At 68.5% G+C, this 15,308-nt stretch carries 15 protein-coding genes; 12 read left to right on the top strand and 3 right to left on the bottom strand.

Going from position 1 to position 15,308, the window contains the following annotated elements; genetic code table 11:
• The first annotated feature begins 26 nt into the window (after positions 1 to 26).
• The 4 genes from ACTWQD_RS09675 to ACTWQD_RS09660 all read left to right on the top strand — a co-directional run bounded on the left by ACTWQD_RS09675 (position 27) and on the right by ACTWQD_RS09660 (position 5,713).
• A complete protein-coding gene (locus tag ACTWQD_RS09675; protein ID WP_443196193.1) occupies positions 27 to 1,268 on the top strand; it encodes a kynureninase in 1,242 nt (413 codons plus the stop codon).
• Between the two features lie 234 nt (positions 1,269 to 1,502).
• On the top strand, positions 1,503 to 1,772 hold the full coding sequence (gene rpsO / locus ACTWQD_RS09670; protein ID WP_066434825.1) for a 30S ribosomal protein S15: 270 nt from the start codon (positions 1,503 to 1,505) through the stop codon (positions 1,770 to 1,772).
• 246 nt (positions 1,773 to 2,018) lie between these two features.
• Positions 2,019 to 4,259 (top strand): polyribonucleotide nucleotidyltransferase, encoded by a 2,241-nt coding sequence (locus ACTWQD_RS09665; RefSeq protein WP_443196192.1) that lies wholly within the window; start codon positions 2,019 to 2,021, stop codon positions 4,257 to 4,259.
• Between the two features lie 110 nt (positions 4,260 to 4,369).
• Entirely contained in the window at positions 4,370 to 5,713 is a 1,344-nt protein-coding gene (locus ACTWQD_RS09660; protein ID WP_443195927.1) for a M16 family metallopeptidase, read from the top strand.
• A gap of 28 nt (positions 5,714 to 5,741) precedes the next feature.
• On the opposite strand, the gene ACTWQD_RS09655 is transcribed toward ACTWQD_RS09660, so the two are convergent.
• On the bottom strand, positions 5,742 to 6,227 hold the full coding sequence (locus ACTWQD_RS09655; protein ID WP_443195926.1) for a DUF1579 domain-containing protein: 486 nt from the start codon (positions 6,225 to 6,227) through the stop codon (positions 5,742 to 5,744).
• Between the two features lie 246 nt (positions 6,228 to 6,473).
• Between ACTWQD_RS09655 and ACTWQD_RS09650 the strand changes: the two genes are divergently transcribed.
• The 8 genes from ACTWQD_RS09650 to ACTWQD_RS09615 all read left to right on the top strand — a co-directional run bounded on the left by ACTWQD_RS09650 (position 6,474) and on the right by ACTWQD_RS09615 (position 14,602).
• Entirely contained in the window at positions 6,474 to 7,667 is a 1,194-nt protein-coding gene (locus tag ACTWQD_RS09650; protein ID WP_443195925.1) for a substrate-binding domain-containing protein, read from the top strand.
• Between the two features lie 80 nt (positions 7,668 to 7,747).
• Entirely contained in the window at positions 7,748 to 8,512 is a 765-nt protein-coding gene (locus ACTWQD_RS09645) for an ABC transporter ATP-binding protein (RefSeq protein ID WP_066434840.1), read from the top strand.
• On the top strand, positions 8,509 to 9,264 hold the full coding sequence (locus ACTWQD_RS09640) for an ABC transporter ATP-binding protein (RefSeq protein ID WP_443195924.1): 756 nt from the start codon (positions 8,509 to 8,511) through the stop codon (positions 9,262 to 9,264). The genes ACTWQD_RS09645 and ACTWQD_RS09640 overlap by 4 nt, the downstream gene beginning before the upstream one ends.
• Positions 9,261 to 10,136: a branched-chain amino acid ABC transporter permease gene (locus ACTWQD_RS09635; RefSeq protein ID WP_443195923.1), complete on the top strand. Its 876-nt coding sequence runs from the start codon at positions 9,261 to 9,263 to the stop codon at positions 10,134 to 10,136. The genes ACTWQD_RS09640 and ACTWQD_RS09635 overlap by 4 nt, the downstream gene beginning before the upstream one ends.
• Positions 10,133 to 11,380 carry a branched-chain amino acid ABC transporter permease gene (locus tag ACTWQD_RS09630; RefSeq protein ID WP_443195922.1) on the top strand — a complete coding sequence of 416 codons (1,248 nt, stop codon included), beginning with the start codon at positions 10,133 to 10,135 and terminating at the stop codon, positions 11,378 to 11,380. The genes ACTWQD_RS09635 and ACTWQD_RS09630 overlap by 4 nt, the downstream gene beginning before the upstream one ends.
• Positions 11,377 to 13,011, top strand: coding sequence for a class I adenylate-forming enzyme family protein (locus ACTWQD_RS09625; RefSeq protein WP_443195921.1), 1,635 nt, complete (start codon positions 11,377 to 11,379; stop codon positions 13,009 to 13,011). The genes ACTWQD_RS09630 and ACTWQD_RS09625 overlap by 4 nt, the downstream gene beginning before the upstream one ends.
• Entirely contained in the window at positions 13,008 to 13,685 is a 678-nt protein-coding gene (locus tag ACTWQD_RS09620; protein ID WP_443195920.1) for a TetR/AcrR family transcriptional regulator, read from the top strand. The genes ACTWQD_RS09625 and ACTWQD_RS09620 overlap by 4 nt, the downstream gene beginning before the upstream one ends.
• The gene (locus tag ACTWQD_RS09615; RefSeq protein ID WP_443195919.1) at positions 13,682 to 14,602 is read left to right on the top strand and encodes an alpha/beta hydrolase; all 921 of its coding nucleotides are present in this window, start codon (positions 13,682 to 13,684) and stop codon (positions 14,600 to 14,602) included. Before ACTWQD_RS09620 ends, ACTWQD_RS09615 begins: the two co-directional genes overlap by 4 nt.
• A gap of 31 nt (positions 14,603 to 14,633) precedes the next feature.
• Here ACTWQD_RS09615 and ACTWQD_RS09610 read toward each other — a convergent pair whose 3' ends face one another.
• Positions 14,634 to 14,921: a hypothetical protein gene (locus ACTWQD_RS09610; protein WP_443195918.1), complete on the bottom strand. Its 288-nt coding sequence runs from the start codon at positions 14,919 to 14,921 to the stop codon at positions 14,634 to 14,636.
• Between the two features lie 113 nt (positions 14,922 to 15,034).
• A complete protein-coding gene (locus tag ACTWQD_RS09605; RefSeq protein WP_443195917.1) occupies positions 15,035 to 15,301 on the bottom strand; it encodes a MoaD/ThiS family protein in 267 nt (88 codons plus the stop codon).
• Positions 15,302 to 15,308: the final 7 nt, after the last annotated feature.

Below are 15,308 nucleotides of genomic sequence, written 5' to 3'. Positions count from 1 at the left end.
AGCCGGAGACGGCGGGAAACCCGGCCATGGCCGCCGGCGGCACCACAGACCTCCTGCAGCGCGCCCGGGACCTGGATGCCGCCGATCCGCTGGCAGCCTACCGGGAGCACTTCATCGGAACCGACACGGACCTGTCCTACCTGGACGGCAACTCCCTGGGCCGCCCGCTCAAGCGCACCGTCACCGACATCAGCAGGTTCATCCAGGACAGCTGGGGAGGCCGGCTGATCCGCGGCTGGGACGAGGAGTGGCTGGAACTTCCGCAGGCCATCGGTGACCAGCTGGGCCGGGCAGTCCTGGGCGCTGCCCCCGGACAGACCGTCATCGCCGACTCCACCACGGTGGTGCTCTACAAGCTGATCCGGGCCGCGCTGGCCGCCGTCACTGACCCCGGCCGCACCGAAATCGTGCTGGACACGGAGAATTTCCCCACCGACCGCTACCTCGTTGAGGGCATCGCCCGCGAAGAGGGCCTCACGCTGCGCTGGATCGACGCCGACCCTGCCTCCGGCGTCACCGTCCAGCAGGTGCGCGACGCCACCGGCCCGGCCACCGCCGTCGTGGTCCTGAGCCAGATCGCCTACCGCTCCGGGTTCCTCGCGGACCTGCCGGGCATCACCGCTGCCGTGCACGACGCCGGCGCACTGGTGGTGTGGGACCTCTGCCATTCCGCCGGTTCAGTGGAGATCGACCTGGACGGCGCCGGGGTGGACTTCGCCGCCGGCTGCACCTACAAATACCTCAACGGGGGGCCGGGCTCGCCTGCATTCGCCTACGTCAACGCCCGGCACCTGCCCGGGCTCCAGCAGCCTATCTGGGGCTGGATGGGACGCAAGGACGCCTTCGAAATGGGCCCCGGCTACGAGGCCGCCACCGGCATCCGCGGGTTTCTCAGCGGCACCCCGGCCATCTTCGGGATGCTGGCCATGCGCGGCACCCTGGACCTGATCGAGGAAGCCGGCATGGCCGCCGTCCGGGAGAAATCGCGCCTGCTGACCGCGTTCGCCGTCGACCTCTACGATTCCTGGCTCGCCCCGGCGGGAGTGGAGCTCTCGACGCCGCGGGATCCGGAACTGCGCGGCAGCCACATCACGGTGGACCACCCGGCGTTCCGCGAGATGACGAAGGTGCTGTGGGAGCAGGACATCATTCCGGACTTCCGGGCGCCGCACGGCATCCGGATCGGGCTGTCGCCGCTCAGCACGTCCTTCGCCGAGCTGTACCAGGGCGTCGCGGCGATCCGCGGGCAGCTGCCGGGTTCCGCGTAAGCCGCCGCCCGCCCGGCAGGGCGGTTAGACACAGCCAGGGCGGTTAGACCCGGGCAGGGCGGTTTAGACAAGTCCGGCGGCGTGCCGGTAAACTGGACGGTGGATCCGGCTGCAGTCCGTGGCGGCTGGTTCCTGTTGTGTTCGGGACGCTTTCCTTACGGGAAGATTTCGGGTGCAGCACCCCCGGCGGTGAATTACTGTTTCGGGCCTCACGGCACATCTCTAGGAGTTATTGTGGCACTTGAAGCCGCTGTAAAGCAGTCCATCATGAAGGAATACGCAACGTCCGAGGGCGACACCGGTTCGCCGGAGGTCCAGGTTGCGGTCCTGACTCAGCGGATCAAGGATCTCACTGAGCACATGAAGGAGCACAAGCACGATTACCACACCCAGCGCGGTCTGCTGGCCATGGTTGGTCGTCGCAAGCGTATGCTCACCTACCTCAAGAACACTGACATCAACCGCTACCGTGCGCTCATCGAGCGCCTCGGCCTGCGCCGCTAGTCAGCTTTAGGGGCGGCCCTTTCCATCACGGAGAGGGCCGCCTTCTTCAAACAAAACTCAACAGGAGGATCAACCGCATCACGCATTCGCGGTCCTCGGTAGTGATCCCCGGGAACGGCTTCCACGACGGAAGCCCCTAGCCCGTGGGTCTCGATCGATGACCGGGTGCAGTGCAGGCCAGTAGACAGATGCTGGACTGGGTTGATGCGGCTGGGCTCCGTTAAACAAGAAACGGAGGTGACTCTCTTGGAGGGTCCCGAAATCCAGTTCTCAGAAGCCGTCATTGACAATGGCCGCTTCGGCAAGCGTGTAATCCGCTTCGAAACCGGCCGCCTCGCCAAGCAGGCCGCCGGCGCAGCCATGGTCTACATCGACGAAGAGACCGCGCTGCTGTCCGCCACCACGGCCGGCAAGCACCCGCGTGAAGGCTTCGACTTCTTCCCGCTGACGGTCGACGTCGAAGAGCGCATGTACGCTGCAGGCCGCATCCCGGGCTCGTTCTTCCGCCGCGAAGGCCGCCCGTCCACGGAAGCCATCCTGGCCTGCCGCCTCATGGACCGCCCGCTGCGCCCCGCGTTCGTCAAGGGCCTGCGCAACGAGGTCCAGATCGTCGTTACCGTGCTCTCCATCAACCCGGACGAGCTCTACGACGTCGTCGCGATCAACGCGTCCTCGATGTCCACCCAGCTCTCCGGCCTGCCCTTCTCCGGCCCGATCGGCGGCGTCCGCGTAGCCCTCATCGCCGACGAGAACGGATCGCAGTGGGTTGCGTTCCCGAAGCACTCCCAGCTGGAGAACGCCGTCTTCAACATGGTGGTTGCCGGCCGCGTGGCAGGCGACGACGTTGCCATCATGATGGTTGAAGCCGAAGCCACCGACAACTCCTGGAACCTCATCAAGGAACAGGGCGCCACCGCCCCGACCGAAGAGGTCGTCTCCGAGGGCCTCGAGGCTGCGAAGCCGTTCATCAAGGCCCTCTGCGAGGCACAGTCCGACCTGGCAGCCCGCGCCGCCAAGCCGACCGTCGAGTTCCCGGTCTTCCTGGACTACCAGGACGACGTTTACGCCGCCGTCGAGTCCGCTGCCGCCGAGAAGCTGACCGCTGTCTTCCAGATCGCCGACAAGCAGGAGCGCGACACCGCCTCCGACGAGCTCAAGGACGAGGTCATCTCCTCCCTGGCCGGCCAGTTCGAGGGCCGCGAGAAGGAACTGTCCGCAGCTTTCCGCTCCGTCACCAAGCAGGTTGTGCGCCAGCGCATCCTCAAGGACCAGATCCGCATCGACGGCCGCGGCCTGACGGACATCCGCCAGCTCACCGCCGAGGTCGAGGTCCTGCCCCGCGTGCACGGCTCGGCCATCTTCGAGCGCGGCGAGACCCAGATCATGGGTGTCACCACGCTGAACATGCTCAAGATGGAACAGCAGATCGACTCGCTGTCTCCCGTCACGCGCAAGCGCTACATGCACAACTACAACTTCCCGCCGTACTCCACCGGCGAGACCGGCCGCGTCGGTTCCCCGAAGCGCCGCGAAATCGGCCACGGTGCCCTGGCAGAGCGCGCCATCATGCCGGTGCTGCCGTCCCGCGAGGAATTCCCCTACGCCATCCGCCAGGTGTCTGAGGCCCTCAGCTCCAACGGTTCGACGTCGATGGGTTCCGTCTGTGCCTCCACGCTGTCCCTGTTCAACGCAGGTGTGCCGCTGAAGGCCGCTGTTGCCGGTATCGCCATGGGCCTGGTCTCCGACCAGGTTGACGGCCAGACCCGCTACGCCGCCCTGACCGATATCCTCGGCGCCGAAGATGCCTTCGGTGACATGGACTTCAAGGTCGCCGGCACCTCCGAGTTCGTCACGGCCATCCAGCTGGACACCAAGCTCGACGGCATCCCGGCGTCAGTCCTGGCCGCCGCCCTGAAGCAGGCCCGCGAAGCCCGTCTGCACATCCTCGAGGTCCTGAACTCCGCCATCGACACCCCGGATGAGCTCTCCGAGTTCGCTCCGCGCGTCATCGCGGTCAAGATCCCCGTGGACAAGATCGGCGAGGTCATCGGCCCGAAGGGCAAGATGATCAACCAGATCCAGGAAGACACCGGAGCCGACATCTCGATCGAGGACGACGGAACTGTCTACATCGGCGCCACCAACGGCCCGTCTGCCGACGCAGCACGGTCCGCGATCAACGCCATCGCCAACCCGCAGGTCCCGGAAATCGGTGAGCGCTACCTGGGCACGGTCGTCAAGACCACCACCTTCGGCGCCTTCGTCTCCCTGACCCCGGGCAAGGACGGCCTGCTGCACATCTCCGAGCTGCGCAAGATCGCCGGCGGCAAGCGCGTGGACAACGTCGAAGACGTCGTCTCTGTTGGTCAGAAGATCCAGGTGGAAATCACCAAGATCGACGACCGTGGCAAGCTCTCCCTGTCGCCCGTTGTGGCTGACGAGGCCGGGGCCGGCGACGCTGAGGTCTCCGCGGAGTCGGCAGAGTAGTCTTTCCTGACCCAAGCAGCGGGGCCGGTGGATTCGTCCACCGGCCCCGCTGCCGTTAAAGGCAGGTAGGATTGCAGGCAGATTTGGCGCGCGTTTACCGAAAGGCCTCGATGACAGTCGTCCCCCTGCCGCTTGAGCAGAACCAGCACGCAGACACCCTGATCCACGGAGCAGACGGGGGATCCGAGGTCCGCCGCTCGGTCCTTCCCGGCGGCGTCCGCGTGCTCACCGAGGCGATGCCGGGCCAGCGCTCGGCCACCATCGGCTTCTGGGTGGGTGTCGGCTCCCGCGACGAGGCCCCCGGACAGCACGGTTCCACCCACTTCCTGGAGCACCTGCTGTTCAAAGGCACCAGGCGGCGCACCGCCCTGGAGATCGCCTCGGCCTTCGATGAGGTGGGCGGGGAATCCAACGCCGCCACGGCCAAGGAAAGCACCTGCTACTTCGCCCGCGTGCTGGACACCGACCTGCCGATGGCCATCGACGTCATCGCGGACATGATCACCGGCGCCGTGCTGGACCCGCAGGAGATGGAGCAGGAACGCGACGTCATCCTCGAGGAGATCGCGATGGACAGCGACGACCCCACGGACGTCGCCCACGAGCACTTCGTCGCCGCGGTGCTGGGCACCCACCCGCTGGGCCGCCCCATCGGCGGCACCCCGGACGCGATCCGGGCCGTCGCCCGCGACTCGGTCTGGGACCACTACCGCCGCTACTACCGCCCGGACGAGCTGGTCATCACCGCCGCCGGGGGACTGGACCACGACGTCGTCTGCGGGCTGGTGGTCGATGCGCTGCACTCCGCAGGCTGGAGCCTGGAACCGGACGCCGCCCCGGTCCAGCGCCGCTCCACCGACCGCGCCGACATCACCGGCACCGCGGGCCTGCACGTGGTCAAGCGCCCGGTGGAACAAGCCAACATCATCATGGGCTGCCCCACGATCGTCGCCACCGACGACCGGCGCTTCGTCATGAGCGTCCTCAACGCCGTGCTGGGCGGCGGTATGTCCTCCCGGCTCTTCCAGGAGGTCCGGGAGAAGCGCGGCCTGGTCTACTCGACCTACTCCTTCGCCTCCTCCTACGCCGACGCCGGCTACTTCGGCATGTACGCCGGCTGCACCCCGTCGAAAGTCCGGCAGGTCCTTGAACTGCTCGGCGCCGAGCTCGACAAGCTGGCCGAGGGGGGCATCTCCGACGAGGAGCTTCGCAAAGCTGTTGGACAGCTCTGCGGCGGGATCGTGCTGGCGCTGGAGGACACGGGCTCCCGGATGTCCCGGCTGGGCCGGGCCGAACTCGTCTCCGGCGAGTACCAGGACATCGACGAGACCCTGCGCCAGATCAAGGCCGTCACCGCTGCCGAGGTCCAGGAACTGGCCCGCGAACTCGCGGCCGCGCCGCGGACCGTCACCGTGGTGGGGCCCTTCGAGGAAACCGAGACCTTCGGCCTCTGACACGCGGTCCCGCCGCGCCCCCCTCGGCTCAAACGGCGACGGGCGCCGGCTCGGGGACGCGGCGGCACACCGTGGTCATAAACGGGCTGAACTCGCTCGCGCTGCCCAGCCGCAGCCCGGCGGCATGGGTGAGTTGTCCGCCGTCGACCCGCAGGGTGTGGCGCGCGGTGCCGCGGTCGCTGCGCCGTTCGATGGTCAGGGTTCCGTCGAGCCAGCTGGCGCGGGCGGGCGCCTCCGGGGGCAGTCCCATGCTGTTGACGTGGTACCAGAGCGTGTCGGGACGGTCCGGGTCCACGGTGAAAACGCCGACGCCCTCGGTTTTGGTGCCGTCGGCATCGGTGTGGCGGTAGCTCATGGTCACCGCCAGGCCGGCCGCGGCGCGGGCGAAAACGACCTCGGACGCGGCGGCCCGGGCCGGCCCCCAGGCAGTGGCTTCCCACTGGGTGGTTCCGCTCCAGTGCCCCAGGAATGACTCGAGGGCCTCGTGTGCGCTGCCGGGCAGCGGTCGATCCATGCTTCCTCCGGATGGGATTTCCTGCGTCTGGCCCCGCCACCATCATCACGCCGTGTCCCGCGGCTGTAAAGGAGCGCTGGAGGGTTCCCCCGTCATCCCGTTGCGGAAACGTTGCAAAGCAGCGTCTTGAATCCGTTGACACTTTGTGGGTTGCGCCATAGATTTGCCGTAATCTGAATCACCTTTCAGGTTCAGCGCAGTTCCCGCTCGATCTCACGCTCAGATTCCACTCAAGAAAGGCATCCCGTGAAGGATACAAAGAAGTTCCTGATGGCCGCCGTGATGGCCACCGGGCTCGCCCTCAGCGCCTGTGCCCCCACCCCGGGCAGCGCGGCGCCGGCCGGGTCGGGCAGCGCCGCCGCCGAACCGGTCAATGTCGGCATTATCTACTCCAAGACCGGACCGCTGGCAGCCTACGGCGCCACGTACTACGAAGGCCTGCAGGCAGGCATCGACCACGCCACCGGCGGGACCGGTGCGGTCAACGGTGCCAAGATCAACCTCACCTACGCGGACGACGGCGGTGACCCGGACAAGGCCGTAACGGCCGCCAAGGACATGATCGGCAAGGGCTACAAAATCATCGGCGGCACCGTTTCTTCCGGCATCGCGCTCAAGCTCGCCGAGCAGGCCGCCCAGAACAAGGTGGTGTACATCTCCGGGCCCGCCGCCACCGATGCCATCCAGGGCATCAACAAGTACACCTTCCGCTCGGGCCGCCAGAGCCTGCAGGACGTCGCCACCGCGGGGTCGTTCATTGACACCAACGGCAAGAAGGTAGTGGTCTTCGCGCAGGACAACGCTTTCGGCCAGGGCAACGTCGCGGCCGTCAAGTCCGTCCTCGGAGCCAAGGGCGCCACTGTGGAGGCGGTCCTCGTTCCGGAAGGGCAGGAGCTCACCCCGTTCGCCCGCCAGCTCATCGACGCGAAGCCGGATATGGTCTTCGCCGCCTGGGCCGGGGCAACGTCCGGGACCATGTGGCAGACCCTGAGCCAGCAGGGCGTTTTCGACGCCGCCCCCGTGGTCACCGGGCTCGGCGACGCCTCCACCTTTGGGGCCTACGGCGAGGCGACCGCCAAGATCAGCTTCCTGAACCACTACTTCCCGGGAGCCGCGGGCAACGAGGTGGAGAAAACGATGATCTCCTCGGTGGAGAAGGCCGGCGCCAAGGCGGACCTCTTTACACCCGACGGTTTCGTGGCCGGCCAGATGATCGTCCAGGCCATCAAGGAAGGCGGCTCCGACGCCGACTCCATGGTCAAGGCCCTGGAGGGCTTCAGCTTCGACGGCCCCAAGGGCAAGACCACCGTCCGGGCCTCGGACCACGCCCTGATCCAGGACATGTACCAGGCGAAGCTGGTCCAGAACGGCGCCACCTGGACCCCCGAGCTCGTCACCGTTGTGCCGGGGGACACCGTCGCCCCGCCGGAGAAGAAGTAACCCCACGCGGCGCTGTGCCGGGCCACACCGCACAGCGCCGCGCTCCGCCACACGACCCCAGCCAGACACAAAGGACCCGCATGAATTCCCCAGCCCTGCCCGCCCTCGCGGTGGACGGCCTCGGCCTGCAGATCGGCGGTGCCCGCATCCTGCAGGATGTGGGCTTCACGGTCGGCGCCGGCGAAATGGTCGGCGTCATCGGCCCCAACGGGGCCGGCAAGACCACCCTGTTCAACCTGATTTCCGGTGTCCTGCGGCCCACGGCGGGCAGCATCGCCCTGAACGGCAGGGACATCACCTCGGAGCCGGTCCACCGCCGGGCCAAGGCAGGGCTGGGGCGGACCTTCCAGACGTCCAACCTGTTTCCCCGGCTCAGCGTGCTGGAGAACGTCCGGCTGGCTGCCCAGGCCAAACTTGGCGGCAGTTTCAGCATTCTGCGTTTCCCTTCGGCCTCCGACGAGGCCACCCGCATCGCCCGCGGCACCATCGACGAGGTCGGCCTCACCGGCCAGCTCACGACGGCGGCCGGGGACCTCTCACACGGCGAAAAACGCAAGGTGGAGATCGCCGTGCTCCTGGCGACGGACCCCGCCGTCGTCCTCCTGGACGAGCCCATGGCCGGGGTGGCGTCGGGGGACGTCCCGTCCCTCAGCGCGATCATCCGCGGGATGCACCGGGACCGCGGCTGCACCGTGATGATGGTGGAGCACCACATGGATGTGGTCCTCGGCCTCGTTGACCGGGTGGCTGTGATGCACCACGGCAGCCTGCTGGCACTGGACAGCCCGGAGGCCGTGATGTCGGACCCCACCGTACAAAGTGCCTACCTTGGAGAGCCCGTATGACCGCCCCCGCGGAACCCCGTCCCATCCTCCGGATTGAGCGCCTCAACGCCCATATCGCCGGTCAGCAGGTGGTGGAGGACGTCTCCTTCACCGTCCCCGCCGCTGGCATTACCGCACTGCTCGGCCGCAACGGTGTTGGAAAGACCAGCACCATCAAAGCCATCATCGGCCTGATCGACCGCACCGGAACCGTGGAGCTCGACGGCGTGCGGATCGAGAAAGAGTCGACGTACAAAATCATCCGCAGCGGTGTGGGGTATGTGCCGGAAGACCGTGAGGTGTTCTCCAAGCTCACCGTGGCCGAGAACCTCCGGCTTGCCGAGCGCGACGACGCCCCGCGCCGCCAGCTGGTGGAGGATCTCTTCCCGGACCTGGTGGCCCGGTCGGGTCAGATGGCCGGCACCCTCTCCGGCGGGCAGCAGCAGATGGTCTCGCTGGCGCGCGCGCTGCTGAACACGAACAAGATCCTGCTCGTCGACGAGCCCACCAAGGGCCTGGCCCCGAAAATCGTCGCCGAGGTGGCCGAAACCCTCGCCGAGGCCGCCAAGACCGTGCCCATCCTCCTGGTCGAGCAGAATCTGCACGTCGTACGCCAGCTCGCCCAGGGCTCTGTCGTTCTCTCCGGGGGCCGTGTGGTCCACACCGGCGACGCCCTGGAATTCCTCGACGACGCCGAGCTCACCCAGCGCCTGCTGGGCGTCTCCGCTGACCCGCTGGCTGAGAAAACAGCCGGGAAAGGCGCCGCCCTGTGAGTACCGTTGTCCTGCTCCTTTTCACCGGCTTAGGCCTCGGCGCCCTGTACTTCCTCGTGGCCGCCGGGCTTTCTCTGATCTACGGGCTCATGGGCGTGCTCAACTTCGCCCACGGCGCCTTCCTGACCCTCGGCGCCTTCGCCGGCTGGGAAATCGCCCGCCGCACCGGCTCCGACGACTGGGGGATCTTCCTGCTCTCCCTGCTGGTCGGAGCGGCCGCGGGCGCCGCGTTCGCGGCCTTCACCGAATTCGTGCTCATCCGCCGGCTGTACCAGCGGCACATTGAGCAGCTCCTGATCACCCTGGGCCTGTCGCTGGCCGCCGTTGCCCTCTTCGACGGCATCTGGGGCACCGACCCCGTCTTTATCCAGGGACCCGCCTGGTTCAAGGACACCACCGAGATCCTGGGGGCCAGGGTTCCCAACGACCGGTTTGTCTGCATCATCGCGGCCGTCCTGGTGCTGCTCGCCATGGTGTTCTTCCTGAAGAACACGCGCTACGGCATGATCATCCGGGCCGGCGTCGAAAATCGCTCCATGGTGACCGCCCTCGGCATCGACGTCAGGAAAGCTTTCACGCTCGTATTCACGATCGGCGGTGCCGCCGCCGGCCTGGGCGGGGTCCTTGCCTCGCACTACTTCGGCTACGTCTCGCCCATGCTGGGCGGCTCGCTGCTGATTTTCGCCTTCATCGTCACCGTGATCGGCGGGCTGGGTTCGCTGACCGGCGCGGCCATCGCCGCCGTCGCGGTCGCGGTCCTCCAGCAGTTCGCCAACTTCTACCTGGGCGGCACCGGCGACTTTGTCGTCGTGCTGGCCCTGGCGCTGGTGCTGCTGTTCCGTCCCTCCGGCCTGCTCGGGAGAACCTCATGACCACCGATACCGATGCCGCCGGCGTCAACCGTGCCGGCACAGGAGCCAGCACAGGCACCAGCACCCCCGGCAGCCCCGCCGGACTGCGCCAGAGAGCAGGCGACGGCCGTTCCGCTCCGCCGGCCGGGCCGCGCCTGACCCGCCGGAGGATCCTCGGAGCCGCCGCCGGGCTCGCCGGCGTGGTGCTGTTGGTCCTGCTGCCGCTGTTGAACCTGTCCCTGCCGGGCGTGCTGCCCGGACCGACGTACACGCCGGGGTCCCTGCAGCTGCTCGCCATGTGCATGCTGATGGCCGCCGCGGCCCTGACCTACCACCTGCTGCTGGGCGTCGCCGGGCTCCTCTCCTTCGGCCACGCCCTGTACTTCGGCGCCGGCGTTTACGGGCTGGCGATCATCCTGCAGAACCTGGACATCCCGCTGCTGCCCGCGATGGGCCTGACTCTGCTCGTGGTGATTGTGCTGGCCCACGTGGTGGGCAGCATCAGCCTCCGGGTCAGCGGCATTCCCTTCGCCATGGTGACCCTCGCCTTTGCCCAGGCCGGCTCGGTCATCGTGGGACGCAACCCCGACGGCACCACGGGCGGGGACGAAGGCCTGTCGCTGCGCACCGAGAACCTGCCCGACTTCCTGGTGGGCGTGGTCAACACACGCAACCTCTACTGGCTGGCCCTGGCTGTGCTGGTTGCCGTGTTTGTTGTGGTCACCTGGGTGCAGTCCTCGCGCGCCGGCCATGCGGCCGCCGCGGTCCGGGAGAACGAACTGCGGGTCCGCGTCCTGGGCCTGCAGCCGTACCTCGTGAAGCTGCTGATCTTCGTGGTGTCGGCCGTCCTGGTCAGCATCATCGGCATGGTGTTCCTGCTCCTCCAAAGCGGCGCCGTGCCGCGGGCCATCTCCGCGGACCTGACCATCACCCTGCTGGTGATGGTGGTCCTGGGCGGCGTCGGCTCCCGCTGGGGTGCCGTGATCGGCGGCGTTTTCTACACCATCCTGGACCAGCGCCTCACGACGCTGGCGAACTCGGACGCCATCGACACACTGCCGGACATCCTCCGGATCCCGCTGTCAGAGCCGCTGTTTATCCTGGGCACCCTCTTTATCCTGGTGGTGCTGTTCCTGCCCGGCGGCCTCACCGGCGCCGCGGAACGGCTGGCCCGGCGTCGCGCCCGTAGCGGCCGCACGGGCGGCCGGGCTCCCGGCGAAGACCGCACCGCCGCATCCCGGGAGATCCTGGAGGAATCGGCATGAGCGCCGCCGCCGGCCTCCACGGGGCGGACGGGCTGCACACGTTGGGCCGCTGGACCGCCGACCGCAGCCTCGCCGCGCCGCACCGGACCGCCGTCGACGACCGCGGCTGCACCCTTAGCTACGGTGAGCTCGAACGCCGGGCCGCCGCACTCGCCGCAGGCTTCACAGCCGCCGGCTACGGAAACGGGGACCGGGTGGCCACCCTGACCGGCAACAGTTCGGACCACGTGGTGGTGTTCTTCGCGTGCGCCAAGGCCGGGCTGGTCCTGGTCCCGCTGTCCTGGCGGCTCTCGCCGAAGGAGCTCGCCGGTCAGCTGGAGGTCGCCGACCCGCAGCTCCTCCTCGTCGAGGATGAGCTGGATTCGCTCGCCGCCGGGGCGTGCGCCCTGCTGCCGCGCCGGCCGCGGACCGCCGCGCTGGGTCCTGGCGGCATTGAGAAGTCCGTGCCGCTGCCGGTCCGGTCCCTACAGGCGCCCGGTCCGCCCGGCGGGACACCCGGTGTTCCGCGGGAAGTGCGCGACGACGACCCCCTCCTGATGATCTTCACCTCCGGCACGGAAGGGGCCAGCAAGGCCGCGGTGCTGACGCACGCCAACTGCTTCTGGACCAATCTTTCGCTCTCCCGGACGATGGATCTGGGCAGCACCGACGTTGTCCTGGCGGTGCTGCCGCAATTCCACGTCGGCGGCTGGAACATCCAGCCGCTGCTGGCCTGGTGGACCGGCGCCACGGTGGTGCTGGAACGCGGCTTCGAACCCGGCCGGGTCCTGCAGCTGATCGCGGAGCGAAAGGTCACCATGCTCATGGGTGTCCCCACCCAGTACCTGATGCTGGCCGAACACCCCGATTTCGCCACCGCGGAGCTGGGCAGCCTCCGCCACGCCGTGGTGGGCGGCGCGCCCATGCCGGCACCGCTGCTGCGGATCTGGCACCGCAGGGGAGTGGCGCTGAGCCAGGGCTACGGCCTCACCGAGGCGTCCCCCAACGTCCTCTGCCTGGCCAACGAAGACGCCGCCCGGATGGTCGGCTACTCGGGCAAACCGTATCCGCATGTCGCCGTCGCGGTGGCCCACCCGGCCACCGGCGAAATCCTGGACGGCGCGGCCACCGGGGAACTGCTGGTGGGCGGACCGGGGGTCTTTGCCGGGTACTTCCGCGACCCGGCCGCCACCGCCGCTGTCCTCGCCGGGGGCTGGCTGCACACCGGGGACCTGGTGGAACGCGACGCCGACGGCTACATCAAAGTGGTGGACCGGCTCAAGGACATCTACATTTCCGGCGGAGAAAACGTCGCTCCGGCTGAGGTGGAGGCCGCCCTGCTGGCCCATCCTGCGGTGGCGCAGGCCGCCGTCGTCGGGGTGCCGGACGAGAGGTGGGGCGAAACCGGCGTCGCCTTCGTGGTGATCCGTCCCGGCATGGCCACAGATGTTCAGGAACTCCTCGAACACTGCTCGGAGCATTTGGCACGTTTCAAGGTGCCCCGCCGGATTGAGACCGTCGGAGCGCTGCCGCGCACGGCGCTGAACAAGGTGCTGCGCTCCCGCCTGCGGGAGCAGCTGGACGGAAGCACCCGGGCAGGATATCCCGGCCACGCGGCAGCTGCCGTGCCGGCGGACGGGAGCCGGGCATGAGCGCCGCGCCCCGGACCGCCCGGGGTACCCGGACCCGGGCGAAGCTGCTGCAGGCGGCGGAGACCGTGTTCGCCTCGGTCGGCTACCACGAGGCCTCGATTGTGAAGATCACGGAGGCGGCCGGCGTCGGGCTCGGCACCTTCTACCTCTATTTCGACGGCAAGCAGGCCATCTTCGACGAGGTCGTCGAGGACCTGAACCGGCGGGTCCGGCACGCCATGACTGACGCCGCCCGCGCCGCCGGCACCCGGCTGGAGGCTGAACGCGCCGGCTTCCGGGCCTTCTTCAAATTCACGGCCGAACACCCCGCGCTCTACCGGATCATCCGGCAGGCCGAGTTCGTCTCCCCGGGCGCCCTGCGGCTGCACTACACCCGGATCGTCAACGGCTACATTGAGGGCCTCAAAGCCGCGCAGCTCAGCGGTGAAGTCCGGGAGATGGATCCCACCGTGGCGGCCTGGGCCCTGATGGGCATCGGCGAGCTGATCGGCATGCGCTGGGTGCTGTGGGACGAGGAAGGCGCGGAGCCCGCCCCTGGCGCCCGCCCGGACGTTCCAGAGGAAGTCTTTGAGGAAATGATGCAGTTCATTGAACGCGGGCTCGCCCCCGGCCCCGCTCCGGGTGCCGGCCCCGATTCCAGCCCCACCCAGATCCAGGAAGGGAACGCCCCGTGAACCAGCCCGCCCAGATACAGCCAGCCAGCCACGCCAGCTACCGCACCACCGAGGTCCCGGTCCGTGGCGGAACCCTGCACACCGCCCTCTGGGGGCCGGAGGACGCATCCGCCCCCACCATCCTCGCGGTGCACGGGGTGACGGCATCCCACAAGGCCTGGCCGAAGCTGGCAGAAGCGCTCCCGGACGTCCGGATCATCGCACCGGATTTGCGCGGCCGGGGGCGCAGCAACGCGCTGCCCGCCCCGTACGGGATGCCCTCCCATGCCGAGGACCTCGCAGCAGTGCTGGCCGCGCTGAGCACCGGGCCGGTGGTGGTGGTGGGCCATTCCATGGGCGCCTTCGTGTCGGTGGTGCTCGCCAACCAATACCCGGAGCGCGTCCGGTCCCTGGTGCTGGTCGACGGCGGCCTGCCGCTGCAGGTGCCGGAGGAACTGAGCGACGACCAGATCGTTGCTGCCGTGCTGGGGCCTGCGGCCGAACGGCTGAACGCCACGTTCCCGAACCGGGAGGCGTACCGCAGTTACTGGAAGCAGCACCCGGCCTTCAGCGCGGACTGGAGCCCGGCTGTCGAGGAGTATGTCGACTACGACCTCACCGGTGAGGAGCCCGTGCTCCGGCCCGCCACCCGGTTCCAGGCGATGGCGGACGACACCGCCGAGCTGCGCCGCGGCCCCTCGCTCCTGAAGGCGCTGGACGAGCTGGCGGTGCAGACCGTGGTGCTGCGAGCGCCGCGGGGGCTGCTGGACGAACCCGCCGGCCTGTATGCGCCCGGATACCTGGACACCTGGGCAGAGAAACTTCCGGCCTTGGAAGTCCGCGAGGTGCCGGACGTCAACCACTACACGATCATCATGGGAGGGGCGGGCGCTGCCGCCGTCGCGGACACCGTGCGGGAGGCGCTGGCCGTCCGCTGACTGCCGCGCGCGGGGGGCGTGGCCGCGCGGGCTACGGCGCCGATTCGAGGATGCGGGTTTTGGGAGCACCCTTGAGGGCCGGGGCGGCGGTGTCGGAGTTCCAGACGTTCGCCTGGAGGTTCGCCAGGAGGGCCTCGGCCTGGTCGCGGCGTGCGAAATCGAGTTCCACCACCACGTAGTGCGGATCGTCCACCGGGCGGCTGATCCGGTGGGCGGTGACCCCCGACGCTGCCCGGTTTACCGGATCACGGTCGAAGGCGGCCTTCCACATGCCAAAATCCCTGATCTCGTGTTCTATCAGCAAGGTGTACATCGCCATCTGTCCTTCCGGCGCCAGATCTGCAAATTGCGGGGATGCCTCCAAGCTACGCGCGGCGGGCAGTCAGCGGTACCCCGCATCTGGTGGGGGAGAGTCCGGGTACGGCGCTTCGCCTAGCCGCCGGCGAACGGCGGGAGCACGTCGACGACGTCGTCCGGCTTCAGTGCTGTTGCACGGTTCCGGACCGCCACCTCGTTGAGCAGGAAGCTGCTCCGGGACAGCAGCCGCGCCAGCGGCGGGGTCCCGGCCGGGGGTTCCGGGCGCTCGACGGCGAGGATTGCCTCCAGCAGTGCGTCCACGGTGGAGTCCGCGGGGAGGTCGAAGCGCTCCTCGTCGACGCCGGCAGCGGCGCGCGCGGCAGCGAAGTAACGTACGTTCACAGGTGGT

Origin of the sequence: Pseudarthrobacter sp. 1C304 (assembly GCF_052245515.1) — a bacterium.
Classification (GTDB): Bacteria; Actinomycetota; Actinomycetes; order Actinomycetales; family Micrococcaceae; genus Arthrobacter.
The sequence above is the reverse complement of the archived record's forward strand: the minus strand, read 5'-3'. Positions and strand labels throughout refer to the sequence as shown.

Coding starts and splice junctions, on each gene's coding strand:
- ACTWQD_RS09675 (WP_443196193.1), top strand. CDS start 27: ATGGCCGCCGGCGGCACCACAGACCTCCTGCAGCGCGCCCGGGACCTG.
- ACTWQD_RS09660 (WP_443195927.1), top strand. CDS start 4,370: ATGACAGTCGTCCCCCTGCCGCTTGAGCAGAACCAGCACGCAGACACC.
- ACTWQD_RS09655 (WP_443195926.1), bottom strand. CDS start 6,227: ATGGATCGACCGCTGCCCGGCAGCGCACACGAGGCCCTCGAGTCATTC.
- ACTWQD_RS09645 (WP_066434840.1), top strand. CDS start 7,748: ATGAATTCCCCAGCCCTGCCCGCCCTCGCGGTGGACGGCCTCGGCCTG.
- ACTWQD_RS09640 (WP_443195924.1), top strand. CDS start 8,509: ATGACCGCCCCCGCGGAACCCCGTCCCATCCTCCGGATTGAGCGCCTC.
- ACTWQD_RS09630 (WP_443195922.1), top strand. CDS start 10,133: ATGACCACCGATACCGATGCCGCCGGCGTCAACCGTGCCGGCACAGGA.
- ACTWQD_RS09625 (WP_443195921.1), top strand. CDS start 11,377: ATGAGCGCCGCCGCCGGCCTCCACGGGGCGGACGGGCTGCACACGTTG.
- ACTWQD_RS09620 (WP_443195920.1), top strand. CDS start 13,008: ATGAGCGCCGCGCCCCGGACCGCCCGGGGTACCCGGACCCGGGCGAAG.
- ACTWQD_RS09610 (WP_443195918.1), bottom strand. CDS start 14,921: ATGGCGATGTACACCTTGCTGATAGAACACGAGATCAGGGATTTTGGC.